Origin of the sequence: Streptomyces griseus (assembly GCF_900460065.1) — a bacterium.
GTDB lineage: Bacteria > Actinomycetota > Actinomycetes > Streptomycetales > Streptomycetaceae > Streptomyces > Streptomyces griseus.
In genome coordinates this window covers 20,170-45,468 of the sequence record NZ_UAVD01000018.1, presented here as the reverse complement: position 1 = coordinate 45,468, position 25,299 = coordinate 20,170, and the positions used below count along the sequence as shown (strand labels likewise).

At 72.4% G+C, this 25,299-nt stretch carries 21 protein-coding genes and 1 riboswitch; of the genes, 8 read left to right on the top strand and 13 right to left on the bottom strand.

The genetic code is table 11. The annotated features are described in order from the left end of the window. Positions 1-432 precede the first annotated feature (432 nt). Positions 433-1,704 carry a glycoside hydrolase family 18 protein gene (locus DTB53_RS08645; RefSeq protein ID WP_012381714.1) on the top strand — a complete coding sequence of 424 codons (1,272 nt, stop codon included), beginning with the start codon at positions 433-435 and terminating at the stop codon, positions 1,702-1,704. A 117-nt stretch (positions 1,705-1,821) separates the two neighbouring features. Here the strand turns inward: DTB53_RS08645 and DTB53_RS08640 are convergent, their stop codons facing one another. Further along, a complete protein-coding gene (locus DTB53_RS08640) occupies positions 1,822-2,604 on the bottom strand; it encodes an SAM-dependent methyltransferase (RefSeq protein WP_012381713.1) in 783 nt (260 codons plus the stop codon). Between the two features lie 120 nt (positions 2,605-2,724). Between DTB53_RS08640 and DTB53_RS08635 the strand changes: the two genes are divergently transcribed. Further along, on the top strand, positions 2,725-3,810 hold the full coding sequence (locus tag DTB53_RS08635) for a hypothetical protein (protein WP_063744775.1): 1,086 nt from the start codon (positions 2,725-2,727) through the stop codon (positions 3,808-3,810). Between the two features lie 31 nt (positions 3,811-3,841). Here DTB53_RS08635 and DTB53_RS08630 read toward each other — a convergent pair whose 3' ends face one another. Beyond that, the gene (locus DTB53_RS08630) at positions 3,842-5,206 is read right to left on the bottom strand and encodes a C39 family peptidase (RefSeq protein WP_012381711.1); all 1,365 of its coding nucleotides are present in this window, start codon (positions 5,204-5,206) and stop codon (positions 3,842-3,844) included. Between the two features lie 207 nt (positions 5,207-5,413). Between DTB53_RS08630 and DTB53_RS08625 the strand changes: the two genes are divergently transcribed. Both DTB53_RS08625 and DTB53_RS08620 read left to right on the top strand, forming a co-directional pair. Next, the gene (locus tag DTB53_RS08625; RefSeq protein WP_012381710.1) at positions 5,414-6,043 is read left to right on the top strand and encodes a uridine kinase family protein; all 630 of its coding nucleotides are present in this window, start codon (positions 5,414-5,416) and stop codon (positions 6,041-6,043) included. 357 nt (positions 6,044-6,400) lie between these two features. Beyond that, entirely contained in the window at positions 6,401-8,305 is a 1,905-nt protein-coding gene (locus DTB53_RS08620; protein ID WP_012381709.1) for an AAA family ATPase, read from the top strand. Positions 8,306-8,347: 42 nt separating this feature from the next. Here the strand turns inward: DTB53_RS08620 and DTB53_RS08615 are convergent, their stop codons facing one another. The 10 genes from DTB53_RS08615 to ribD all read right to left on the bottom strand — a co-directional run bounded on the left by DTB53_RS08615 (position 8,348) and on the right by ribD (position 16,960). After that, entirely contained in the window at positions 8,348-9,454 is a 1,107-nt protein-coding gene (locus tag DTB53_RS08615; RefSeq protein WP_003970414.1) for a hemolysin family protein, read from the bottom strand. Further along, positions 9,451-10,809, bottom strand: coding sequence for a hemolysin family protein (locus DTB53_RS08610; protein ID WP_012381708.1), 1,359 nt, complete (start codon positions 10,807-10,809; stop codon positions 9,451-9,453). Before DTB53_RS08610 ends, DTB53_RS08615 begins: the two co-directional genes overlap by 4 nt. 229 nt (positions 10,810-11,038) lie before the next feature. Next, on the bottom strand, positions 11,039-11,509 hold the full coding sequence (locus tag DTB53_RS08605) for a PH domain-containing protein (RefSeq protein WP_003970412.1): 471 nt from the start codon (positions 11,507-11,509) through the stop codon (positions 11,039-11,041). Between the two features lie 39 nt (positions 11,510-11,548). Then, positions 11,549-12,397 carry an ATP phosphoribosyltransferase gene (hisG, locus tag DTB53_RS08600; protein ID WP_003970411.1) on the bottom strand — a complete coding sequence of 283 codons (849 nt, stop codon included), beginning with the start codon at positions 12,395-12,397 and terminating at the stop codon, positions 11,549-11,551. Between the two features lie 91 nt (positions 12,398-12,488). Then, entirely contained in the window at positions 12,489-12,761 is a 273-nt protein-coding gene (locus DTB53_RS08595; RefSeq protein ID WP_003970410.1) for a phosphoribosyl-ATP diphosphatase, read from the bottom strand. A gap of 35 nt (positions 12,762-12,796) precedes the next feature. Continuing rightward, a complete protein-coding gene (ribH, locus tag DTB53_RS08590) occupies positions 12,797-13,282 on the bottom strand; it encodes a 6,7-dimethyl-8-ribityllumazine synthase (protein WP_003970409.1) in 486 nt (161 codons plus the stop codon). Between the two features lie 32 nt (positions 13,283-13,314). After that, entirely contained in the window at positions 13,315-14,613 is a 1,299-nt protein-coding gene (locus tag DTB53_RS08585) for a bifunctional 3,4-dihydroxy-2-butanone-4-phosphate synthase/GTP cyclohydrolase II (RefSeq protein WP_003970408.1), read from the bottom strand. Continuing rightward, entirely contained in the window at positions 14,610-15,254 is a 645-nt protein-coding gene (locus DTB53_RS08580) for a nicotinamide mononucleotide transporter family protein (protein ID WP_003970407.1), read from the bottom strand. The genes DTB53_RS08585 and DTB53_RS08580 overlap by 4 nt, the downstream gene beginning before the upstream one ends. Then, on the bottom strand, positions 15,251-15,859 hold the full coding sequence (locus DTB53_RS08575) for a riboflavin synthase (RefSeq protein ID WP_003970406.1): 609 nt from the start codon (positions 15,857-15,859) through the stop codon (positions 15,251-15,253). Before DTB53_RS08575 ends, DTB53_RS08580 begins: the two co-directional genes overlap by 4 nt. Further along, the gene (ribD, locus tag DTB53_RS08570) at positions 15,860-16,960 is read right to left on the bottom strand and encodes a bifunctional diaminohydroxyphosphoribosylaminopyrimidine deaminase/5-amino-6-(5-phosphoribosylamino)uracil reductase RibD (RefSeq protein ID WP_012381706.1); all 1,101 of its coding nucleotides are present in this window, start codon (positions 16,958-16,960) and stop codon (positions 15,860-15,862) included. Between the two features lie 173 nt (positions 16,961-17,133). Beyond that, a riboswitch (FMN riboswitch) is annotated at positions 17,134-17,264 on the bottom strand. 312 nt (positions 17,265-17,576) lie between these two features. Here ribD and DTB53_RS08565 point away from each other — a divergent pair. Both DTB53_RS08565 and DTB53_RS08555 read left to right on the top strand, forming a co-directional pair. Then, a complete protein-coding gene (locus DTB53_RS08565) occupies positions 17,577-19,934 on the top strand; it encodes a chitinase C-terminal domain-containing protein (RefSeq protein ID WP_012381705.1) in 2,358 nt (785 codons plus the stop codon). A gap of 243 nt (positions 19,935-20,177) precedes the next feature. Next, positions 20,178-20,924, top strand: a complete 747-nt coding sequence (locus DTB53_RS08555; protein WP_012381704.1) for an SDR family oxidoreductase — start codon at positions 20,178-20,180, stop codon at positions 20,922-20,924. Positions 20,925-20,981: 57 nt separating this feature from the next. Here the strand turns inward: DTB53_RS08555 and DTB53_RS08550 are convergent, their stop codons facing one another. Beyond that, entirely contained in the window at positions 20,982-22,172 is a 1,191-nt protein-coding gene (locus DTB53_RS08550; protein WP_012381703.1) for an ROK family transcriptional regulator, read from the bottom strand. Between the two features lie 158 nt (positions 22,173-22,330). Between DTB53_RS08550 and DTB53_RS08545 the strand changes: the two genes are divergently transcribed. Next, positions 22,331-23,560 carry an MFS transporter gene (locus DTB53_RS08545; RefSeq protein WP_012381702.1) on the top strand — a complete coding sequence of 410 codons (1,230 nt, stop codon included), beginning with the start codon at positions 22,331-22,333 and terminating at the stop codon, positions 23,558-23,560. 228 nt (positions 23,561-23,788) lie between these two features. Further along, entirely contained in the window at positions 23,789-25,180 is a 1,392-nt protein-coding gene (locus DTB53_RS08540) for a uracil-xanthine permease family protein (protein ID WP_012381701.1), read from the top strand. The last annotated feature ends 119 nt before the right edge of the window (positions 25,181-25,299 follow it).

The following is a 25,299-nucleotide window of genomic DNA, read 5'->3' as shown; positions in this document are numbered from 1 at the left end:
CTCGTGGGCAGACGGCGTTCCACCGGCTGCGGGGCACGGTCGGACATGACGGCGCTCTCCTCCCTGTCGGGCGTTGCGGCGGTCACGCGCTCAGGGTGGGAGAGGCGCCGCCGGGTGATCTCCCGGAAGTGGCCCGGGAAAGACAGACTGCCCAGTTGATCCTGCCTTCCCGGGTCACGGGTGGCGTGGTGATCGGCTGTGGCGGGTCGAGTATGCCCGATCGGCGGGCTCCCGTCACGAGGGCAACCGCGCAGGCCGGAGGCCCCACGGGGGCGTGAACCACCGGCGAATTGGTCCGAACCATTGACCCAACTGGTCTAGTCCTTCTACGGTTCCACCGGACGCCTAGCGCGTCCATGTCAAATCGGGCGCTCCCGCCCGCAGTTCCCCCCGCACCCCCCACGCACCAGCCCTCCCCCACGAGGAGCCACGATGTTCAAGCCGCACCGCCCCCGCGCCCGTCTCCGGGCGCTCGCCGCGGCCGCCTGTACGGCAGCCCTCGGCGCCACCCTGCTCGGCGTCGCGGGCACGTCCCCGGCCGGCGCCACCCCCGTCGCACAGCCGGCCGCGGCCCCCGCCGCGGCCGAGGCCGCCCCCACGGCGGCGGGAGACAAGGTGATCGGATACTTCACCAACTGGGGTACGTACGACCGCAACTACCACGTCAAGAACATCGAGACGTCGGGATCCGCGGACAAGCTCACCCACATCAACTACGCCTTCGGCAACGTGACCGGCGGCAAGTGCACGGTCGGTGACGCGTACGCCGACTACGAGAAGGCCTACACCGCCGACCAGTCCGTCGACGGCGTCGCCGACACCTGGGACCAGCCGCTGCGCGGCAACTTCAACCAGCTGCGCAAGCTGAAGAAGCTCCACCCCGACCTCAAGATCCTCTGGTCCTTCGGCGGCTGGACCTGGTCCGGCGGCTTCGGCCAGGCGGCGCAGGACCCGGCCGCGTTCGCGAAGTCCTGCCGCGACCTGGTGGAGGACCCCCGCTGGGCCGATGTCTTCGACGGCATCGACATCGACTGGGAGTACCCCAACGCCTGCGGTCTCACCTGTGACACCAGCGGCCGCGACGCGTACGGCAGGCTGCTGGGCGAGCTGCGCAAGTCCTTCGGGACCGACCTGGTCACTTCGGCGATCACGGCGGACGGCTCCGACGGCGGCAAGATCGACGCGGTCGACTACGCGGGGGCGGCGAAGCACCTCGACTGGTACCTGCCGATGACGTACGACTTCTTCGGCGCCTGGGAGGCGAAGGGGCCGACGGCGCCGCACTCCCCGCTGACCTCCTACCCGGGCATCCCGACGGAGGGCTTCAACTCCGACGCGGCGATCGCCAAGCTGAAGGGCCTCGGCATCCCGCCGGAGAAGCTGCTGCTGGGCATCGGCTTCTACGGCCGCGGCTGGACCGGCGTCACCCAGTCCGAGCCGGGCGGCAGCGCGACCGGTGCGGCGGCGGGTACGTACGAGGCGGGCATCGAGGACTACCGGGTCCTCAAGAACAGCTGCCCCGCCACGGGCAAGGTGGCCGGTACGGCGTACGCGCACTGCGGCACCGACTGGTGGAGCTACGACACCCCGGAGACCATCGGCACCAAGATGGACTACAAGAACGAACAGGGCCTGGGAGGCACGTTCTTCTGGGAGCTGAGCGGTGACACCGGGAACGGCGAGCTGATCAAGGCGATTCGCTAGCATCCGCGGAACCGACGGAAGGGGCGGGGCGCCGGACGGCGCCCCGCCCTCTTCACGCGCCCTGCCCCCGTGACCCGACCGGTGGGGCGACGGACCCGGACCACCGGGTGCCGTCCTCTACTTGCGGCCGACGCCCGCGTACATCGCGACGTCGGGCGACGGCGTCGCGGCCCGCCACGCGGAGCACGACACCACCCCGGGCTCCAGCAGGTCCAGGCCCTCGAAGTAGCGCGCCACGGCGGCCGGGGTCCGCTGCGTGAGCTTCGGTGTCCCGTGCTCGTTCCAGAACGCCACCGCCTCGTCGACGTCCGGCATGTCGGGGTGCGTGACCGTGTGGGACAGGACGAGGTGGCTGCCGGGGGCGAGCGCGTCCAGCAGCCGCCGGACGATCCCGTACGACTCCTCGTCGTCCTCGATGAAGATGACGACCCCGAGCAGCATCAGCCCCACCGGCTGCGAGAAGTCCAGCGTCCTCGCCGCTGCCGCGAGGATCGCGTCGACGTCCCGCAGATCGGCGTCCAGGTAGTCGATGCGCCCCTCGGGCGTCCCGACCAGGAGGGCCTGGGCGTGCGCCAGCACGAGCGGGTCGTTGTCCACGTACACGACACGGGCGTCCGGGGTCACGCGCTGGGCGACCTCGTGGGTGTTGTCGGCGCTGGGCAGCCCCGTCCCGATGTCCAGGAACTGCGTGACGCCCTCCCGCTCGGCCAGGTGGCGCACCGCCCGCCCCAGGAACAGGCGGTCCGCCTTCGCGTACGCGCCGATCCCGGGGTGCAGCTCCCGGATCTCGTCCCCGGCCCGCCGGTCGACGGGGTAGTTGTCCTTGCCGCCGGTCCAGTAGTTCCATATCCGGGCCGTGTGCGGGCGGGATGTGTCGATGCGCGAGTTGGTGTCGGTCACCTGTTCAACATAGCGCGGCTCTCCACAACTCCCCCGGACCTAGGAGGCTTTGGACCGGCGGACGCGGACGCGTCACCCTCCCCTCGCCCGCCGGGAGGGATCCCGCTAAGGTCTCGTCCGGTGGACAAGAATGCATCCGGACCCACCGGCGAGATTGCCGAGGCGCTGGGAGCGCGGCGCACCGCCGCCCTCACCGAACTGGCCCGCCGGGTGGCCGGCCTGCGCGACATGAGCGAGCACGCGGGCACCAGCGATGTGCTGCTGACCCCGCTGACCGGCCCGGCCAGGCGAAAGTGGGAACGCCTCGCCCGGCAGGAGGCCGAGGGCTGGGTCTTCGTCCTCACCGAGGACGAGGCCACCGTCCTCGCCGTGGACGAGGCGTCCGAAGCCGGACACCGTGACCCGGCGGCCGCGGTCGTCTATCCCGAGTTGCACTCCCGACTGGTCAGCTGGTGGCTCGTCCACGCCTGGCGGAGCGCCGACCTGCTCGCGGACACCCTGGACAGCCTGACCCGGTGGCGTATCGCCTCCGGCGCCGTGACCGCGCGGGCGGTCATCGAGGAGGCGGGAGCCCTGGTGCAGGAGCACCGTGCCGTCGTCGAGGGCTGGGAGGTCGGCAAGGCCGCCGCCGAAGGCTCCGTCGAACGGCCGGCCCTGGTCCGCGAGGCGCTCGACCCCGTGCTCCTGAAGGCCGGGTTCGGCTCCCGGATGGAGAACAGCCACGCGGATCTCCAGGCCACCAACGTCCTCACCCTGGTCAAGAAGCTGACCAGGGAGACGGGCGAGGACCGTTTCCCGAAGTGGTACGACCTGCTCTCCGATGCCGCGCACCCGGCCTTCGGAGCCAGGATCGCCTACGCCACCCCCGGGTTCCGCCACGAGTCGAAGGCCGTCATGGTGCGCAGCTACGCCCGGTCCCCCATGTCGCTCACGGACGGCGGATCCGCTCAGTACCTGGAACCGACCGTCGCCCTCGCCGTCGCCGACTCCCTGATCGCCGCGGGGACGCACATCGTGGACCTTCTCGACGACAGCCTGGCCGTGGTGGACGACTTCGGCCTGACGACCTCGGCGGCCACGCTCACCCGCCGTACCTACTGGCGGGCCTTCCACCCCACGCGCGGCAACCGCGCCTGCCCCTGCGGCCGCGGCAAGTGGTCCGCCTGCGGGCATCGCTGGGGCGCGGCGGGGCCCGGCCGGACGTGAGCGGGAGGGCCGCGCGCCCGCGGGCGACCGCTCACAGCAGGCCGAGCGCCCTCAGCACGCGCCACTGACCGGGTGTCGTCCGGGTCGGCCAGTAGACGTAGCACACCCCGCCCGTGCCGCTTCTGACCTTGCCTGCCGCGTCGTAGCGCTTGGTCCGCAGCCAGATGTTCTCCCATTCCCGCCGCCGGTAGACCCGGCGTACCGCGTCGTTGTCGGGGGACGCGGGGTCGTTGGCGATGACGTCGCCCTCGGGGGTGAAGCCGATGACCGTCATCAGATGGCCGGCCGTCCCGTATCCGGCGCCGGTCAGTTCCTCCTTCAGGAAGGACTGGGAGGTGATCACGGGGATGCCGACGCGGATCAGCCGCTCCACGTCGGTGAGCGAGCCGAGCCGGGTGACGACGGCGTTCAGGTCGCGGTACGTCGCGGCGTAGGCCGCGTTGAACGGCCAGTTGCCGCAGCCCGCGTACTGGTAGTCGTAGGTGTTCCGGGCGGCGTGGCAGACCTGGGGGTCGGGCAGCCCCGGCTTGACCCAGGCGAGGTCCTCCGCCGTGGGGCGGCGGCCCCAGTGCTCGATGATCATCTGCGAGGAGGTGGGGCTGCACCACGCCTCGCCGCCGTTGTCGTACTCGGGGTACTGCCCGATGTGGATGTTCTGCGAATAGCGGGGCACGGGCAGTTCGCGGGCGAGCGCGGGCGTGCTCGCGGGCACGGTGAACCGGTCGGGCACGTCGGAGGCCATCGCGCCGACCCGCCAGACGGTCGGGGTGAGACGGCTGCCCGGGGTGCGGTACAGCGTGAGCCGCAGCCGGTGGGAGACCAGGCGGACGCCGCTCGCGGGGTCGTCCACCGACCAGGTGTCCGTCCACACGGAGCTGTGCGGGTCGCCCTGGTCGTCGACGGACGTACGGCGGATGTCGCCGTCGCCCGCCGCCCAGCGGCCCATCACGAACCAGGGCGTCGCGGTGCCGTCCGCGTAGACGCCGCTCAGCTCGACCTGGATCCAGGTGCCGGCCGGGGTACGGGCGTTCCAGGAGGCGATCACCTCGGTGGCGGGGACGGTGGAGCGGTGCGCGGCGGAGGTCCAGGTGGCGTAGTCCCAGGAGGCCGTGGTGCCGGTGTGCGGGTCGGTGTAGTCGGTGCGGCCGGCCGGGACGGCGATCGCGACGCCGGGCCGGGGCCCCGGAAGCACCCGGGTCCCGTCGCCCGTGCCGCGGCGCCAGTCGGTGTAGGTGTGCCAGAAGCGGTTGTCCACGAGGGCCTCCGGGGCGGCGGCGGAGGAGCCGGTGGGCGAGGTCGGGGCGGCGGCGGACGCGGCGGAGCCCACCGTGCCGGCGGACGCCGCCACGGCGAGCGCGGCGGTCAGAACGGTTCTGCGCGAAGTCGGACTGGTCATGGTCGTGACCCCCGGTCGGATGCGGAAGGTGGTCTGCGGGTGCCGTGCGGTGCGGTGCGGTGCGGTGCGGTGCGCCAACTATCCCGGTTCGCGGCCGGGTCGGGCCAGTGCCCGGCAGTGGCCCGTCGGACCGAATAGAGGTCTGGACCACTGGCGTGACCTGCGGTGGACCCAGGACGCCTCCGTGCCGGAACGTACCCTGGAGCCATGGACGACCTGGCCCGCCACGCCGATGACCTCGCCGCACTGCCCCCCTCCTGCGGGCCGGTGCGGCTCGTCGCGGTCGACGGGCACGCCGGTTCGGGCAAGAGCACCTTCGCCGCCCGCCTCGCGGCGGTGCTGGACGGTGCGCCGGTCCTCCATCTGGACGACCTCGCCACGCACGAGGAGCTGTTCGGCTGGACGGGGCGGCTGCGGGAGCAGGTGATCCTGCCCCTCTCCCGCGGCGAGAGCGCCCGCTACGCCCCGTACGACTGGACGGAGCGCCGCTTCGGCCCGGCGCGGACCCTGGACCCGGCCCCGGTGGTGCTGGTGGAGGGGGTCGGCGCGGGGCGTCGTCGGGTGCGCCCGTGGCTGGCGGCGCTGTGCTGGATGGAGTTGGACCGGGAGACGTCCTGGGAGCGGGGCCGGCGGCGGGACGGGGCCGGGCTCACCGGTTTCTGGGACGGGTGGACGGTTGCCGAGGACCGGCATTTCACCGAGGACCCCTCGCGGCCGTACGCCGACGCTCTGGTACGCCAGTTGCCCGAGGGGTACGCGTGGCTGGAGGGGCCCCGCGCGACAGCGGGAGCGAACCGGTCCGTCACGCACGGTAGCCGGAACGCCCCGCCATACTGAGCAGTCGGAAATCGGCCCGGAAGTGCCCCAACTCTGCTTGACCGGGGGGCCTTACTGGTCTTACGTTCTCATTGTGCGGCTTTTCGGAGCCCCCATGGACGCGAAGCCCCCGGTTGTTCCCCCGTGATCGGGGGCTTCGCCCTGTGCTCCCCCGTCGCCCCGGCGACCACGCAGAGCGATTCACTCACCCTGGGTCACCGTCTCCGTCGCCTGTCATCGGGCGGGCCGCCTCCCCTTGCGCGGGTACGATGCACCTCGGTGTGGTCAATTCCCTTCCTCCACGCCGTGATTCAGCACGCTCCGGTGGGCATGCTGTGCGGGCGGGACATCCTGGGGGCACGGTTTGTGGGGGACCTGATGGACATCGGCACACAGGGCGCTGGAGCCCCTGCCGACCTCGCCTGGCTGCGTGGCATGGACGCCTACACCATGGGCGCCTACTCGCAGGCCGAGGAGGAGTTCAGAGCCGCGGTGCGGTTCGATCCGGGCATGGCGGACGGCTGGCTCGGCCTCCACGCGCTCCGCATCGACACCACCACGGCCCTGTTGCGCATGTACCGGCACCGCGACCGCTTCGGCGAACAGCGCGCACGCCACCGCCGTACGCTCAACTCCTGGTACTGGCTCGGCTGGTGGGTTCAGCCGGTGCTGGAGAGCCGGCGCGATCTGCTGCTCGCGCACGCCTCGCACTGGCTGGACGGGCGCCATGTGCCCGAGCTGGACCGGGCGTTGGCCGGGCTGCCGCCGGTGGACACGGATGCGCAGGTGCGGTTCCTGCACGCCTGCCGCTCCTATCTGGTCAAGGACTGGGAGCAGTTGGTGCGCTGCACCGAGCAGCTCGTCGACGATCCGATGCTGGGCATCGAGGCGGGTCTGTTCGGCGGGATGGCGCGGGTGCGGCTGGAGATGTTCGGGCAGGCGGAGCCCCTGCTGTCGGCCGCGCTGATGCGCTGTCGCAGCGAACAGCCGCAGCGCAAGGAGCTGCGCTACTGGCTGGCGCGGGCCCACGAGGGGACGGGGCGCAGCGCGGCGGCCCTGCCGCTGTACCGGGCGGTGCACCGGGTCGACCCGGCGTTCATGGACACCTCCGCCCGGCTCGCCGCTCTGGTGGAGGGCGACGGGTACGAGGAGTCGGCGGACCTGGCCGCCGTGACCCTGACCGGTTTCGGTTCGGGTGCGTCGGAGGCGGGGGCGCAGCCGGAGGGCGATGCGCTGCTCGGCGCCGATCCGGCGGACGGGCGCGAGCCCTGGCCGGTGAGCGACCCGGGGCTGCTCGGCGACGACCCGGCCCCCGGCCCGTCGGTCCCGGTCGAGGGCGCCCGTCGGACCAGGACCCGTAAGCCACCGGCCTTTCCGGCCGGGCCCAGCGATCCCGCCCTGCTCGCCGAGGCGCTGGCGCAGCTGGAGCGCATGGTCGGTCTCGAACCGGTCAAGCGGCAGGTCAAGGCGCTCTCGGCGCAGTTGAACATGGCCCGGCTGCGGGCCGAGCAGGGTCTCCCCGTCCAGCCGCCGAAGCGCCACTTCGTCTTCTCCGGCCCCTCCGGCACCGGCAAGACCACCGTGGCGCGCATCCTGGGCCGGGTCTTCTACGCGCTGGGGCTGCTCGGCGGCGACCATCTGGTCGAGGCCCAACGGTCCGATCTGGTCGGGGAATTCCTGGGGCAGACGGCGGTGAAGGCCAATGAGCTGATCGACTCGGCGCTGGGCGGGGTGCTGTTCGTCGACGAGGCGTACAGCCTGGCCAACTCCGGTTACAGCAAGGGCGACGCGTACGGCGACGAGGCGCTTCAGGTGCTCCTCAAGCGGGCCGAGGACAACCGGGACCACCTCGTCGTCATCCTCGCGGGCTACCCGGAGGGCATGGACCGGCTGCTCGCCACCAACCCCGGCCTCTCCTCGCGCTTCACCAGCCGGGTCGACTTCCCCAGCTACCGGCCGCTCGAACTCACCGCGATCGGGGCCGTGCTGGCCGCGGAGAACGACGACCTGTGGGACGAGGAGGCCGTCGACGAGCTGCGCTCGATCAGCGGTCATGTGGTGGACCAGGGCTGGATCGACGAGCTGGGCAACGGCCGGTTCCTGCGGACGCTCTACGAGAAGAGTTGCGCCTACCGTGATCTGCGGCTCTCCGGGTATCCGGGCGAGCTGACCCGGGAGGACCTGTCGACGCTGCGGCTGGCGGATCTGATGCAGGCCTACGGCGAGGTGCTGTCGGGGCGCGGCCCGGTGGGCCGGGGCAAGCCGGAGCCGGGCGCGGTGTGACGCCGCGCCGGGGCCGTTCGCTCCCGGCGCGGCGTCCGTGCCTCAGTGCACGAGGGCCCCGGGCGCCGGAAGCTCCGGCGGCTTCGGCGCGTCCACCGTGCGGCGGGGTACCGAGACCGCCCGGTGGGCCGGGTCGCGGACCTCCCCCACCAGCGTCTCCAGGACGTCCTCCATGGCGACCAGGCCGAGGATCCGGCCGGAGGCGTCCGCGACCTGCGCCAGGTGCGTCGCCGCACGGCGCATCACGGTCAGGGCGTCGTCCAGTGGGAGTTCGGCCCGTACGGTCGCCATCGGGCGCCAGATCTGCTGCGGGACCGCGCGGTCGGTGTCCTCCAGCTCCAGGACGTCCTTGACGTGGAGGTAGCCCATGAAGGGGCCGCCGCCGTCCGCGCAGACCGGGAAGCGGGAGAAGCCGGTGCCGACCGTCAGCTCCTCGATCCGGCGCGGGGTCACGGACGGGTCGACCGTGACCAGGGACGCCCGCTCCAGCAGGACGTCGGCGACGGGCCTGCTGCCGAGTTCGAGGGCGTCCTCCAGGCGTGTCGCCGCCTCCGGTCCGAGGAGGCCGGCCTGTCCGGAGTCCTCCACGAGCCGGTTGAGCTGCTCGCTGGTGAAGACGGCCTCCACCTCGTCCTTCGGCTCGACGCCGAACAGCCGCAGCACCAGCCCGGCGCAGGCGCCCAGCGCGGTGGTGATCGGACGGCAGAGCCGGGCGAAGGCGACCAGGCCGGGGCTCAGCCACAGCGCGGTCCGCTCGGGTGCGGCCATCGCGAGGTTCTTCGGGACCATCTCGCCGATGACCAGGTGCAGGACGACCACCGACAGCAGCGCGAGGGCGAAGCCGAGGGGGTGGACGAGTCCGTCGGGGAGGTGCGCCGCGTGGAAGACCGGCTCCAGGAGGTGGGCGACGGTCGGCTCGGCGACGGCTCCGAGGGTGAGGGAGCAGACGGTGATGCCGAACTGGGCGGCGGCCATCATCTGCGGCAGGTTCTCCAGACCGTGCAGGACCGTGCGGGCCCGGCCGGAGCCCTGGGCGGCGAGCGGTTCGATCTGGCTGCGGCGGACGGAGACCAGCGCGAACTCGGCGCCGACGAAGAACCCGTTCGCCAGCACGAGGAGGGCGGCGAGGAGGAGTTGGAGCAGGCTCATCGCGCGGCCTCCAGCAGGGCCGGCACTGGCCCGTCCGGCAGCGGGTCGGGCACCCGGGTGAAGCGGACCCGTTCCGCGCGGTTGTGGGCGACCTGGCGGACGGAGATCCGCCAGCCGGGGAGTTCGGCCCGGTCGCCGGGGGTGGGGATGCGGCCCAGCAGGCCGGCCACGAGCCCGGCGACGGTCTCGTAGGGGCCGTCGGGCACATCGAGTCCGCTGCGGCGCAGGGTGTGCACCCGGCAGCTGCCCTCGGCGTCCCACGCGGGGTGGCCGTCCTCGCCGGGAGCGGCGGTCAGCTCGGGGCGGGCCGCGCCCTCGGCGTCGTGCTCGTCACGGACCTCGCCGACGAGCTCCTCGATGATGTCCTCCAGGGTGACGACGCCGGCGGTGCCGCCGTACTCGTCGACGACGACGGCTATCGGCTGTTCGTGGCGCAGCCGCCGCAGCAGCGTCTCCACCGGCAGGGTCCCGGGCACCAGGAGCGGGGGGACGGCGATCCGTCCGGCCGGGGTACGCAGGCGCTCGGGGGCCGGTACGGCGAGGGCGTCCTTGAGGTGGACCATGCCGATGACCTCGTCGATGCGGTCCCGGTACACCGGGAAGCGGGAGAGGCCCGTGGCACGGGTGAGGTTGAGAACGTCCGCGGCGGTCGCGGTGGAGTGCAGGGCGCTGACCTTCACCCGGGGGGTCATGACGTGCTGGGCGGTGAGACCGGCCAGCGAGAGGGTCCGGACGAAGAGGTCGGCGGTGTCCTGTTCGAGTGCTCCGGCCTCGGCGGAGTGCCGGGCCAGGGAGACGAGCTCGCCCGGGGTGCGGGCGGAGGCCAGTTCGTCGGTGGGCTCGACGCCCAGGAGCCGCACCAGCCGGTTGGCCAGGGCGTTGAGGAGGGTGATGACCGGTCGCAGGAGCGCGGCGAAGCGGGCCTGCGGTCCGGCGACGAAGCGGGCCACCTGGAGTGGCCGGGAGACGGCCCAGTTCTTGGGGACGAGTTCGCCGACGATCATCTGGACGGCGGAGGCCAGCAGCATGCCGATGACGACGGCGACGCCGGACACCGCGCCCGCGGGCAGTCCGGTGGCGGTGAGGGGTCCGGCGAGCAGCTGGGCGAGGGCCGGTTCGGCGAGCATGCCCACCACCAGGGAGGTGATGGTGATGCCGAGCTGGGTGCCGGAGAGCTGGAAGGAGAGTTCGCGCAGGGCCGCGACGACGGTACGGGCCCGTCGGTCGCCTTCGGCCGCGGCGCGCTCGGCGTCGGGCTTCTCCACGGTGACGAGCCCGAATTCGGCCGCCACGAAGAATCCGTTGGCGAGGATGAGGAGAAAGGCCGCTCCGAGGAGCAGCAGGGGGGTGGTCATGAGGCCGCCGCCTCCGGGGAAGGGGCGGCGCAGGTACTACCGGACGATCCGTCCATTGCTGGAGGGAGTCACTCCTTGGGTCGCAGGAAGGCCCCGCGGGCCCGGGATGGGGCCGTGGAACGGGCGGGGCGGGGCGCGCGGGGCGCCGCCGCCCACCAGAGTAGCCAGGAAGCCCCCGCGACGGGCAGGGGCGCAGGGGCTTTCGGGTGACCTCGGCCCGGTCGGCCGGTCAGCCGCCGGGCTGTGTGCCGTCGTTCCCGGAGCCGCGCGACTCGGCGAGGGCGCGCAGGGCGCGGGCGTCGCGGATGGCCTGCTGCTTGGCCAGTCCGGGCTGGATGCCGAGGGCGGGCAGGCTCGTTCCGTCGCTGAGGTCGAGGAAGACCCAGGGGTCGCCGGAGCGCAGGTTGACGCGGAGGATCTCCTCCCACGCCAGCCTGCGGGTCAGGGTGAGGTTGACGACGGTGACCCCGGTGTCGTCGGCGGTGACCCTGGGCCTGCTGAGGAGGGCCAGGACGCCGAAGAAAAGCGCCGCGACGAAGACGAAGGTGATCCGCTCCCCCGGGTTGAGCCGCTCCAGCATCAGGGCGATGACGGTGATGACGAGGAACATCGCCAGGCCCGTGCTCAGCAGGACCACCCGGGTGAGGGTGGGCCGGAAGGTGACCGGCAGGGTGGGCTGTTCGGGCCTGGGCGCGGACATCGGGTCTTCTCTCGGGTTTGTGCGGGCGGGCCGGGGCCGTCAGAGGCGGCAGGCGTGGATGGCCGTGGTGAGGATGGCGCGGGCGCCGAGCTCGTAGAGGTCGTCCATGATCCGCTGGGCCTCCTTGGCGGCGACCATGGAGCGGACGGCGACCCAGCCCTCGTGGTGCAGCGGGGAGATGGTCGGAGACTCCAGGCCCGGGGTGAGGGCGACGGCGCGCTCCAGGTGCTCGACGCGGCAGTCGTAGTCCATCATCACGTAGGACCGGGCGACCAGGACGCCCTGGAGGCGGCGGAGGAACTGCTGCACCTTGGGGTCGTCGGCGGGGGCGCCGTTGCGGCGGATGACGACGGCCTCGGAGGTCATGATCGGGTCGCCGATCACTTCGAGTCCGGCGTTGCGCAGGCTGGTGCCCGTCTCCACCACGTCGGCGATGATCTGGGCGACGCCCAGTTCGATGGCGGTCTCGACCGCGCCGTCGAGGTGGACGACGGAGGCCTTGACGCCCGCCTCGGCGAGGTGGGAGGCGACGATGCCCTCGTAGGAGGTGGCGATCGTCATGCCGTCGAAGTCCTGCGGACCCGCCGCGGTGCCGGGCTTGGTGGCGTAGCGGAAGGTGGAGCGGGCGAAGCCGAGCTGGAGGATCTCCTCGGAGTCGGCCTTGGAGTCCAGCAGCAGGTCGCGGCCGGTGATGCCGATGTCGAGCTTGCCGGAGCTGACGTAGATCGCGATGTCGCGGGGGCGGAGGTAGAAGAACTCGACCTCGTTCGCCGGGTCGACCAGGACCAGTTCCTTCGACTCCTTGCGCTGCTGGTAGCCGGCCTCATGGAGCATCGCCATCGCAGGCCCGGAGAGTGAACCCTTGTTGGGAACGGCGATGCGCAGCATGAGGTCGGCTTCCTTCGTGCGGAGGGAGTGTGCGGGCGTTTTCGCGGTGGTGCCGCCCGGGCCGGGCCCGGGCGGCGGCGTCGGGGTCGGCTCAGAGATGGGCGTAGACGTCGTCGAGCGAGATGCCGCGGGCGACCATCATCACCTGGACGTGGTAGAGCAGCTGGGAGATCTCCTCGGCGGCGGCTTCCTTGCCCTCGTACTCGGCCGCCATCCAGACCTCGGCGGCCTCCTCGACGACCTTCTTGCCGATGGCATGCACGCCTTTGTCCACCAGTTCGGCGGTGCGGGAGGTCGCGGGGTCGCCCTCGGCGGCCTTGAGCTGGAGCTCGGTGAAAAGCTCTTCGAAGGTTTTGTTGGCCATGATGGTCCTCAGAATACGGGGTCGCCGGAGGGCACTCAGCGCCAGGGTTCGCTGACGGTGCGCAGCGTGGCCGCGGTGGCCACGGCGGCGGTGACCGCTTCGTGCCCCTTGTCCTCGTTGGACCCTTCGAGGCCGGCCCGGTCCAGCGCCTGCTCCTCGGTGTCGCAGGTCAGTACCCCGAAGCCGACGGGAACACCGGTGTCGACGGTGACCTGGGTGAGGCCGAGGGTGACGCCCTGGGAGACGTACTCGAAGTGGGGCGTGCCGCCCCGGATGACCACGCCGAGGGCGACGATCGCGTCGTAGCCGCGTCCGGCGAGCACCTTGGCGACGACCGGGAGCTCGAAGCTGCCCGGGACGCGGAGCAGGGTCGGCTCGTCGATGCCCAGCTCGTGCAGGGCGCGCAGGGCGCCGTCGACGAGACCGTCCATGACCTTCTCGTGCCACTGGGCCGCGATGACGGCCACGCGCAGGTCGCCGCAGTTGCGTACGGACAGTTCGGGTGCACCCTTGCCGCTCATGTCTCTCCTGTTGCTGGTTCAGAGGTGTACGTCTACTGGTTGGCGCAGGTCGACGCCGGGGTTCCGTCGAGCCACGGCAGGTCGTGGCCCATGCGGTCGCGCTTGGTGCGCAGATAGCGGAGGTTGTGCTCGCCGGCCTGGACGGGCATGGGTTCCCGGCCGGTGACGGCGAGGCCGTGGCGGACGACGGCCGCGGTCTTGTCGGGGTTGTTGGTCATCAGCCGCAGGCTGCGCACGCCGAGGTCCGCGAGGATCCGCGCGCCGGCCGCGTAGTCGCGGGCGTCGGCGGGCAGGCCGAGCTCCAGGTTGGCGTCGAGGGTGTCCACGCCGCGCTCCTGGAGTTCGTACGCGCGGAGCTTGGAGAGCAGGCCGATGCCGCGTCCCTCGTGGCCGCGCAGGTAGACGACGACGCCCCGGCCCTGCTCGGTGACGCGTCGCATGGAGGCGTGCAGCTGGGGGCCGCAGTCGCAGCGCTGGGACTGGAAGATGTCGCCGGTCAGGCACTCGGAGTGGATCCGGACGAGGACGTCCTCGCCGTCGCCGATGTCTCCGTGGACCAGGGCGACGTGTTCCACGCCGTCGACGCTGGAGCGGTAGCCGTACGCGGTGAAGTCGCCGAAGGCGGTGGGCAGCCGGGTCTCGGCCTCGCGGCGGACGGTCGGCTCGTCGCTCCGGCGGTAGGCGATCAGGTCCTCGATGGAGATGATCGTCAGGCCGTGCTTGCGGGCGAAGGGGACCAGCTCGGGCAGCCGGAGCATGACCCCGTCCTCGCCGGCGATCTCGACGATGGCTCCGGCGGGGCGGAGTCCGGCGAGCCGGGCGAGGTCGACGGCGGCCTCGGTGTGGCCGTCGCGGGCCAGGACTCCGCCGGAGCGGGCGCGCAGCGGGAAGACGTGGCCGGGCCGGACGAAGTCGCCGGGACCGGCGACGCCGCCCGCGAGCATCCGCAGGGTGGTGGCGCGGTCGGCGGCGGAGATGCCGGTGGTGACGCCGTGCGCGGCGGAGGCGTCGACGGAGACGGTGAACGCGGTCCGCATCGACTCGGTGTTGTGCTCGACCATCTGCGGGAGGTCGAGGCGTTCCAGCTCCTCGCTCTCCATGGGCGCGCAGATCAGACCGCGGCACTCGCTCATCATGAAGGCGACGATCTCCGGGGTGGCCTTCTCGGCGGCGATGACGAGGTCGCCCTCGTTCTCGCGGTCCTCGTCGTCCACGACGACGACGGGGCGGCCCGCCGCGATGTCGCGGATCGCCTGTTCGACCGGGTCCAGCGAGAGGTCCTCGGGGAGCGGGTCGTGGTCGGGGTGCAGCCAGGTGGGCTGGGCAGTCATGCCGTGGCTCCTTCCAGAGCGGGTGTCCGCGTACGCAGCCACCAGTCGCGCATCCCCCACAGGACGAGGGCGCCGTAGATGACGTAGACGAAGCCGGAGAAGGCGAATCCGTTGGCGAAGTTCAGCGGGACGCCGACCAGGTCGACGAGCAGCCAGGCGAACCAGAACTCGACCATGCCGCGGGCCTGGGCGTACATGGCGACGACGGTGCCGACGAAGATGTACGCGTCCGGCCACGGGTCCCAGGACAGCGACGGGAAGGCGGTGAAGAGGCCGCCGACGGCGAGGGTGCCCACGGCGGCGGCGCCGATCAGCAGGCCGCGCTCGCGCCAGGTGGCGAAGCGGACGGCGATGGAGCCGTCCTGGGCCTGCTGCCTGCCGCGGTTCCAGGACCACCAGCCCCACAGGGCGACGACGATGACGACCAGCTGCTTGCCCGCGCTGCCGGAGAGGTGCGCGGAGGCGAAGGCGACGAGCAGGATCACTCCGGAGAGGAGCTGGGCGGGCCAGGTCCAGATGGAGCGCCGCCAGCCGAGGGCCAGGGCGATCAGGCCGATGATGTTGCCGATCATGTCCGACCACTTGATGTGCTGGCCGAACACGGTGAAGGCCTCGGAGTTGAGCCAGTTCGCGAGGTTCATCGCGGGTCCTGTCCGGCCCGGTCGCCGAGCATCCGCTCGACGTACTTGGCGATGACGTCCACTTCCAGGTTGACCGGGTCGCCGGGCTGCTTGTGGCCGAGCGTGGTCAGGGCGAGGGTGGTGGGGATGAGGCTGATGGTGAAGAAGTCGGCCGCCGCCTCGACGACGGTGAGGCTGACGCCGTCGACGGTGATGGAGCCCTTCTCCACGACGTACCGGCTCAGCTCGGGCGGCAGGGAGACCTTGACGAGCTCCCAGTGCTCGGAGGGGGTGCGCTCGACGATGGTGCCGGTGCCGTCCACATGGCCCTGGACGAGGTGTCCGCCGAGCCGGCCGCCGAGCGCCATCGGGCGCTCCAGGTTGACCCGGGAGCCGGGGGCCAGCGCGCCGAGGCCGGAGCGCTTCAGCGTCTCGGCCATCACGTCGGCGGTGAACTCGCCGTCGCCGGTGTCCACGACGGTGAGGCAGACGCCGTTCACCGCGATGGAGTCGCCGTGCTTCGCTCCCTCGGTGACGAGGGGGCCGCGCAGCCGGAAGCGGGAGGCGTCGGCCAGCTGCTCGACGGCGGTGACCTCACCCAGTTCTTCGACAATTCCGGTGAACACTCAGTTTCCCTTCCGAGCAGGGGCGGGGACGGCGGTGATACGCAGATCGGGGCCGATCGGCACGGTCTCGGTCACATCGAGGCGCAACGCCCCGGCGATCGTGGAGATTCCGGCGTCGGCGAGGGCGGCCGGGCCCGCGCCCAGCAGCACCGGGGCGAGATAGCCGACGACCTTGTCGACCTTTCCCGCGGCGACGAAGGCGCCGGCCAGGGTGGGGCCGCCTTCGAGGAGTACGGAGCGGACGCCGCGCTCGTGCAGGGCTCCGAGGAGGGCGTCGAGGTCGAGGCCGGGGCCGGTGGCGGCGCGGGGCAGGCGCAGGACGGCGGCCTCGGGGAGGTGGCCGGCCGGGGCGTCGTCGGCGACGGCGACCAGGGTGGCCGCGGTGGCGTCCAGGACCCGGGCGCCGGGCTTCACGGCGGTGGCGTTCGTGTCGACGACGACCCGCAGCGGCTGGGTGGCGCCGTCGATGCCGCGTACCGCCAGCTGGGGGTCGTCGGTGCGGGCGGTGCCGGAGCCGACGAGCACGGCGTCGGCCTCGGCGCGCAGCCGGTGGACGTCGGCGCGGGCCTCGGGCGAGGTGATCCAGCGGCTGGTGGCGTCGGCGGCGGCGATCCGGCCGTCGAGGGTGGCGGCGTACTTCCACAGGACGTACGGCCTGCCCCGGCGCACCGAGGTCAGCCAGGCGGCGTTGCCCGCCTCCGCCTCGTCCGCGAGGAGTCCGCCCTCGGCGCGGACCCCGGCGTGGCGCAGGGTGTCGCCGCCGCCCGCGGCTCCCGGGTTCGGGTCGGCGACCGCGTACACGACGCGGCTGATCCCGGCGGCCAGGAGGGCCTGGGAGCAGGGGCCGGTGCGGCCGGTGTGGTCGCAGGGTTCGAGGGTGACGTAGGCGGTGCCGCCGCGGGCCCGCCCGCCGGCCGCGCGCAGGGCGTGGACCTCGGCGTGCGGCCCTCCGGCGCGCTGGTGGAAGCCTTCACCGGCGACGGCTCCGGCGGCGTCGGTGATCACACATCCGACGACCGGATTGGGGCTGGTGGAGCCGAGACCGCGCGCCGCGAGCGAGATCGCTCGGCGCATGGCGGTGATGTCGGCTGCGGTGTCCACCGGGTCCTCCTGCCTCTTCGGGCACGGACTCCGGGGTCTGTCGATGACGACAGATAGAGCGGCTCACCAGCGGAAACGCCGAAAACCCGCGGACGGGAACGCCAGGAACGCACGGCGTCACGGGAGAATCCCGGCCATGCGTCCGCCGACGGCGGCGTACCGATGACGACCCGCCGCGCACTGCCTCCCATCCGGACTTTCACCGTCGGTCCAGGAATCTCACCTGGTCAACCGGCCGCTGGCTGCGGACGGGTCGCGGACTATAACCGCCGGTTCGGAATTGCACCGACCCCGGAGTGCGCTGCTACTGGTACGGAACCAGTCTGCCACGGACGCCTCACAGCCATGCGGGTGAGCAGTGTGGGCTGGGTCACAGAAAACCTGGCGCGTTTCCGCTGGCGCGAAGTCGACAACGTAGTCATTCGGGGGGTCGGGGGCACACATCGGGAAAGTTGACCCTTAAAGGTCCAGACCTATTGACGCACTGGTCTAGTCCTCTTAATCTCTGCGTCACCTCCGAGGTTCGGTCCGGCGGTGTGCGCACACCAGGACCCCGACACGACCCACCCCCCTTTGCCAGTTGTGTTCTGCCGACCTCCCCAGGAGGAACGTCCACATGCTGTCCCCCACCCGAGCGAGAGCCACGCTCCTCGCCGCCGGCGCCGCTGTCGCCGGCCTGTTGATGACCTCGCTCGCCGCGACTCCGTCGGCAGCCGCCACCGACCACGAGTCCTGTCGTCCCGACGGCCTGTACAAGACCCCGGGCGCCGACACCGCGTACTGCACCGTCTACGACGGTGAGGGACGCGAGAAGATGGGCGCCGACCACAAGCGCCGCGTCATCGGCTACTTCACCAACTGGCGTACCGGCAAGGACGGCAAGGACGCCTACCTGGTCCCCAACATCCCCTGGGACAAGGTCACGCACCTCAACTACGCCTTCGCGCACGTCGACAGCTCCAACAAGCTCTCGGTCGGCCCCGACAGCGCCGACAACGCCTCCACCGGAATGACCTGGCCCGGTGTGGCGGGCGCGGAGATGGACCCGACGCTCCCGTACAAGGGTCACTTCAACCTGCTGACCAAGTACAAGAAGCAGCACCCCGACGTGAAGACCCTGGTCTCCGTGGGCGGCTGGGCCGAGACCGGCGGCTACTTCGGCCCGGACGGCAAGCGCGTCAACTCCGGCGGCTTCTACTCGATGGCGACCAACGCCGACGGCTCGGTCAACCAGACCGGCATCAACACCTTCGCCGACTCGGCCGTCACCTTCATCAAGAAGTACGGCTTCAACGGCGTCGACATCGACTACGAGTACGCGACGTCCATGAAGGACGCGGGCAACCCCATGGACCACACGCTGGCCAACGGCCGCCGCGCGGGCCTGGTGAAGGGCTACGACGCCCTGATGAAGACCCTGCGCGAGAAGCTGGACCGCGCGGGCGCCGCCGACGGCAAGCACTACCTCCTGACCGTCGCCGCCCCGTCCTCCGGCTACCTGCTGCGGGGCATGGAGACGTACCAGATGCAGAAGTACCTGGACTACGTCAACATCATGTCCTACGACCTGCACGGCGCCTGGAACGAGTACGTCGGCCCGAACGCCCAGCTGTTCGACGACGGCAAGGACAACGAGCTGGCGCAGGCGGGCGTCTACACCACCTCGCAGTACGGCGGGGTCGGCTACCTCAACACCGACTGGGCCTACCACTACTTCCGCGGCTCGATGCCGGCCGGCCGCATCAACATCGGCCTGCCGTACTACACCCGCGGCTTCAAGAACGTCCAGGGCGGCACCGACGGCCTCTGGGGCAAGGCGGCGACGACCACCTGCCCGGCGGGCGCGGGTCTGACCAAGTGCGGTGACGGCGCGGTCGGCATCGACAACCTGTGGCACGACAAGGACGACAACGGCAAGGAATCGCCGGCCGGTTCCAACCCGATGTGGCACGCCAAGAACCTGGAGAAGGGCATCGCCGGCGACTACCTCGCCAGCTACGGCTTCCCCGCGAACACCCAGCTGACCGGCACCTACGTCCGCAAGTACGACTCCACGCTGGTCGCCCCGTGGCTGTGGAACGCCCAGAAGAAGGTGTTCCTCTCCACCGAGGACGAGCAGTCGGTGAAGGCCAAGGCCGACTACGTCGTCGACAAGGGCATCGGCGGCACGATGATCTGGGAGCTGGCGGGCGACTACCGGTGGAACGCGACCAAGGGCCAGTACGAGACCGGCGACACGCTGACCACCGCGATGTACGACGCCTTCAAGTCGGCGGCCCCGTACGGCGCGAAGCGCTCCACGGTGACCCTGCCCACCGAGGCCGTCAACATCGACGTCTCCTTCAACCAGTTCGCGCTCGGTGACTCCAACTACCCGATCAGCCCGAAGCTGAAGATCACCAACCGGACCCAGGCCACGCTGCCCGGCGGCACGGAGTTCCAGTTCGACTACTCCACCTCCGCCCCGGCCAACGCCAAGGACCAGTCCGGCTTCGGTACGTCGATCGTCCGCAGCGACCACACGGCCGCCAACAACGTCGGCGGGCTCAAGGGCCCCTACAACCGGGTCTCCCTGAAGCTCCCGGCGTGGCAGACGCTGGCCCCGGGCGCCTCGGTGGAGCTGGACTTCGTCTACTACCTGCCGACCTCGACGCCGTCGAACTGGACCGTGACCTTCGGCGGGAAGTCCTACTCCCTCACCGGTGACCTGGCGCGCGGCACCACCGTGGTCGAGCCCGGCACCGGGACCAACCCCACCCCGACGCCGACCCCCACCGGCCCGACGCCGACGCCGACCCCGACGCAGCCGGGCGGCAGCTGCACGGCCCCGGCCTGGAACGCGGCCACCGAGTACGGCGGCGGCTCCACCGTCAGCCACGGCGGCCACCAGTGGAAGGCCTCGTGGTGGACGAAGGGCGAGACGCCCGGATCCGCCGGCCAGTGGGGCGCCTGGAAGGACCTCGGCGCCTGCTGAACCCCGCTCCGACCGCCCGGTGGTGAGCGGCTCCACCCCGCCGTCCACCACCGGGCGACCGGCTCCGTCGTCCACCACCGGGCGACCGGCCCGGTCGCCCCCGGCCCCGGCGTTCCCCGCCGGGGCCGCGGGCGTTGCCGGGCCGCCGCAGCGCAGGGGGCGGCACGCCGTCGGGGCCGGTCGCCGGTGCCGGTCGCCGGGCGCCCTCCGGCGGGCCTGGCCCCGTTCTGGCAGGCTGGCCCCATGACGACGATTCTGGTCACCGGCGCCACCGGAACCCTGGGCCGACAGGTCGCGGAGCGGCTGCGCACCGAAGGGGCCGACGTCCGCGGTCTCAGCCGCCGTTCCCCCTCGTACGCCGTCGACCTGCGCGACGGCAAGGGCCTGGACCGGGCGGTCGAGGGGGCGGACGCGATCGTCCACTGCGCCACGGCCCCGCGCGGCGGCGACGATCTGGCGGCGGGATATCTCATCGAGGCGGCCCGGCGGGCCGGGACGCCGCACCTCCTCTACATCTCGATCGTCGGCGTGGACCGGCTGCCGCTGGGCTACTACACGCTCAAGCACCGGGTCGAGCGGATGATCGAGGACTCCGGGCTCGGCTGGACGATCCTGCGGGCCACGCAGTTCCACGACCTGGTCCTGCGGGTCCTCTCCGGAGCGGCGAAACTGCCCGTGCTGCCGGTGCCCTCCGGGGTCCGGGTCCAGCCGGTCGACAGCGGAGAGGTCGCCGACCGGCTGGCGGCCCTGGCGTCGGGCGGCCCGGCGGGCCGGGTGCCCGATCTGGGCGGCCCCGAGGTCCGCGAACTCGACGACCTGGCCGGGGCGTTCCTGCGGGCCACCGGACGCAGGCGGCGGGTGGTGCCGGTCCGGCTGGCCGGCCGGGCGTACGCGGGCTACCGGCGCGGCGACCACCTGGCGCCCGAACACGCCACGGGGAATGTGACGTTCGAGGAGTTCCTCGACCGCCGCCACCGCCGTCCGGGGTGAGCCGGGGCGGTCGGCCGGCGCCCGCTCCCGCGCCGGTCGGGAGCTAGCTTCGCACCATCAGCTCTCCGGGGTGAACAACGCCTCCTGCGCCGCGTCCATGGCGGCGATCAGCGCGCCGCGCAGCACCGCCCCGTCGCCCAGCGAACCGGCGCGGACCTCGGTGCGCAGGGGCGACATCGTGGCCAGCCGCTCCTCGACCCGGGCGGCGAGCGCCGCCCCGCCCGCGTGGCCGACGGCCCCGGCGAGCAGGACGCAGCCCGGGTCGAGCACCGAGACGACGGCGGCGGAGCCCAGCGCGAGGCGGTCCGCCAGTTCCTTCAGGAAGGGCTCGCCCGCCTCCCCCGCTCCCAGGGCCGTCCGCACCGCTTCCACGGCCGCCGCCTCCTCCCGGCCGTCGGTCACCGCGCCGGGGTCCACGAGGCCGTGCGCGACGGCGAGCCCGCACAGCGCGGCGGAGCCGGCCAGGGAGTGGAAGCCTCCCTCGCAGTTGACCGCCGAGGGCAGCCCGCTCACTCCGGGGACGGGGAGGAAACCGATCTCGCCCGCACCGCCGGACGCCCCCTGACGCAGCTTGCCGTCCAGCATGACGGCGGCCCCGATCCCCTGACCGAGCCAGAGCAGGACGAAGGTCTCCCGGTCGCGGGCGGCGCCCGTCCGGTGCTCCGCGACGGCGGCGAGGTTGGTCTCGTTCTCCACCAGGACGGCGGCGGGAAGCCTGCGCTGGAGCTCCCGGACCAGGCCCCGGTGCCAGGCGGGCAGGCCGGAGCTGTCGCGCAGTTCGCCGGTGGCGGGATCGATCAGACCCGGCGCTCCGATCCCGACGCTGTGCAGGGGGACGGCCCCGGCCGCGCGGGCGGTGCGCTCCAGGAGGGCGGCGGCCCGCTCCACGGCCGGTTCGGTGCCGGTGTCGCTGCCGATGGGCAGGGAGCCCTCGGCGAGCGTGGCCCCCAGCAGGTCGGTGACGACCACGCTGACGCTGCCGAGCCGGACGTCGAGCGCCGCGAGATGGGCCCGGTCGGCGACGATCCCGTACAGCTTGGCGTTGGGTCCGCGGCGGACGGCCCCGGACTCCCCCACGACCTGGATCAGCCCGGCCCCCCGGAGCCGTTCGACGAGGTCGGCGACGGTCGGGCGGGAGAGTCCCGTCAGCGTCTTGAGCTGGGTGGCCGTCAGCGGGCCGTCCTGCTGGAGCAGCCGCAGGGCGAGCCGGTCGTTGATGGCGCGAGCCGTGCTCGGTGAGGCGGGCATACCGGGATCCTTCCAGATCGTCGCCCCGCCGCTTTCCGGGGCCGCGAGGTGATGACTATTTATCAGGCAGGGTTCCTGATAGTTTACGGCCCGCATCGTCGCACGGGGGCGCCGGGACCACCGGCATCCGAGAATTCCCAGGGGAGGGGCACGACGGCATGAGGGACGACCCGACCGTCACGGTCTACAGCACGGAACAGGTGAAGCGGGCGCGGATCGCCATCGCCGCGGTCTTCACCGTCCACGGGGCGGTGACCGGCAGTTTCGCGACCCGGGTGCCGTGGATCCAGGACCATGCCGGGGTGAGCGCCGGCCAGCTCGGTCTGGCGCTGGCCTTCCCGGCGATCGGCGCGTCGATCGCGATGCCGCTCGCCGGCCGGATCAGCCACCGGTTCGGCGCGCGGACCGCCCTGCGGGGGTTGCTGGCGCTGTGGACGCTGGCGCTGGTCCTGCCGGCGCTCGCGCCGAGCCTGGTCACGCTGTGCGCGGCGCTGTTCGTCTACGGGGCGACGGCCGGGATGTCCGACGTGGCGATGAACGCCCTGGGCATCGAGGTGGAGAACCGCCTCGACAAGTCGATCATGTCGGGGCTGCACGGCATGTGGAGCGTGGGCGCGCTGATCGGTTCGGCGGCGGGCACCGTCGCGGCGCACACCGCGACCGACGCCCGGCTGCACCACGCGGTAGCGGCCCTGGCGCTCACCACCCTGGGGCTGATCGCCTGCCGGGACGTCCTCGATCTCCAGAGCAGCCCGGACGAGGACCCGCCGCCGCGTTTCACGCTGCCACCGAAGTCGGCCCTGATCATCGGGGCGGTCGGCTTCTGCGCGGTGTTCGCCGAGGGCGCGAGCCTGGACTGGTCCGCGGTCTACCTGCGGGATGTGCTGGACAGCTCGGACGGTCTCGCCGCGGCGTCCACCACGGCGTTCACCCTGACGATGGCGCTGGCCCGGATCGCCGGGGACCGGATCGTCGACCGGTTCGGGGCGGTCCGCACGGTACGGACCGGCGGGCTGATGGCCACCGCGGGCGGGCTGCTGGTCGTGTTCTCGCCCTCCCCCGCCGCCGCGATGTGCGGCTTCGTCCTGCTGGGCCTCGGTGTGGCGGTCGTGGTCCCGCTGGCCTTCGCGGCGGCCGGGCGCAGCGGGCCGAACCCGAGCCAGGCCATCGCGGGCGTCGCCACCATCACGTACACCTCCAGCCTGATCGCCCCCTCCGCGATCGGCTCGCTGGCCGAGGCCACCTCGCTGGTGGTGTCGTTCGGCGTGGTGACGGCGCTGGCCTTCGGCCTGGTGCTGGGCGCCGGGGTGCTGCGGTCGGCCGACCGCAAGGTCACCGGCTCGGCGGCCGGGAGCGGTACGACGGCGAAAAGCACGGCCGGGAGCTGACGGGGCCGGGCGGCGGGACGGGGCGCAGCTCCTCCGTACGGCCGCCCGGGACCCGGTGCGGAACCGGCGCCCGGGGCGGAACGCGGTGCGGCGGTCGCGCGGTGGGAGACCTCCGCGCGACCGCCGCTCGGCGCACCACTACCATGGCGCTGATCTTTTCCGCAGGTGAACACCGAAGACCGGGTCGCAGACCGGCCGGCACACCGAGCAGACCTTCAGGGAGCATCCATGAGCCTCGGCGTGCGCTGGACCTTGCACGGCGACGGGAAGACACCGGCGCCCGGGGCGGTGGTCCGCCCCGACGAGCGGCTCTCCTGGCCCCGTACGTTCGGACTCGGCGCACAGCACGTGGTGGCGATGTTCGGGGCGTCGTTCGTCGCTCCGGTCCTGATGGGCCTCGATCCGAACCTCGCGATCATGATGTCCGGCATCGCGACCGTGATCTTCCTGCTGGCGACCAGGGGCCGGGTGCCCAGCTATCTGGGCTGCTCGCTCTCCTTCGTCGGCGTCGCGGCCGCGATCCGGGCGAGCGGTGGCGACGCCGCCACCATCACGGGCGCGGTCTTCGTGGTCGCGGTGGCCCTGTTCCTCGTGGGTCTCGCCGTGCAGCGGTTCGGCGCGCGGATCATCCACGCGGCGATGCCGCCGGTGGTGACGGGCGCGGTGGTGATGCTGATCGGCTTCAACCTGGCGCCGGTGACCGCGTCGACGTACTGGCCGCAGGACCAGTGGACGGCGCTGGCGGTGATGCTGTTCACCGGCCTCGCCGTGGTGTGCCTGCGCGGCTTCCTCGCCCGGATCGCGATCTTCCTGGGGCTGATCTTCGGATACCTGCTGTCCTGGGTCCTCGACCTGGCGTTCGGCAAGATCCACTCGCCGGTGGGCGGTGGCGACGCCACCGACCACTGGCGCCTCGACCTGTCCGCCGTGGGCTCGGCCGACTGGATCGGGCTGCCGTCCTTCCACGCGCCGAGCTTCGAGCTGTCCGCGATCCTGGTGGCGCTGCCGGTGGTGATCGCCCTGATCGCGGAGAACGCCGGACACGTCAAGGCCGTGGGCGAGATGACCGGCGACTCCCTGGACGACAAGCTCGGCACCGCCATCGCGGCGGACGGGGCCGCGTCGATGCTCTCCACCGCCGTGGGCGGGCCGCCCAACACCACCTACTCCGAGAACATCGGCGTGATGGCCGCGACCCGCGTCTACTCCACCGCCGCGTACTGGGCGGCGGCCTGCTTCGCGCTGCTGTTCGGCCTGTGCCCCAAGTTCGGCGCGGTCGTCGCCGCGATCCCCGGCGGGGTCCTCGGCGGGATCACCGTGATCCTGTACGGGATGATCGGGCTGCTCGGGGCGCAGATCTGGCTGAACGGCCGGGTGGACCTGCGTAATCCGCTCAATCTCGTCCCCGCGGCCGCGGGCATCATCATCGGCGTCGGCGGGGTGAGCCTGAAGATCACCGACAACTTCGAGCTGGGCGGCATCGCGCTCGGCACGATCGTCGTGATCACCGGCTACCACGCCCTGCGCGTGATGGCTCCCGCCCATATGAAGGACGAGCGGCCGGTGCCGACGACCGCGGGCGACGCGGAGGGCGAGCGGGGGGTGCCGGGCGGGGCGTGACCGGCGACGGCGCCGCCCGGGAGCCCGGGCGGCGGCGTTCCGGGCTCGCGCAGCCCGGAAAGCGGTGCCGTGTCGCGGGCCCGGGCGGCGGCGCGTACGGCCGCGGGCAGGCACGGCAG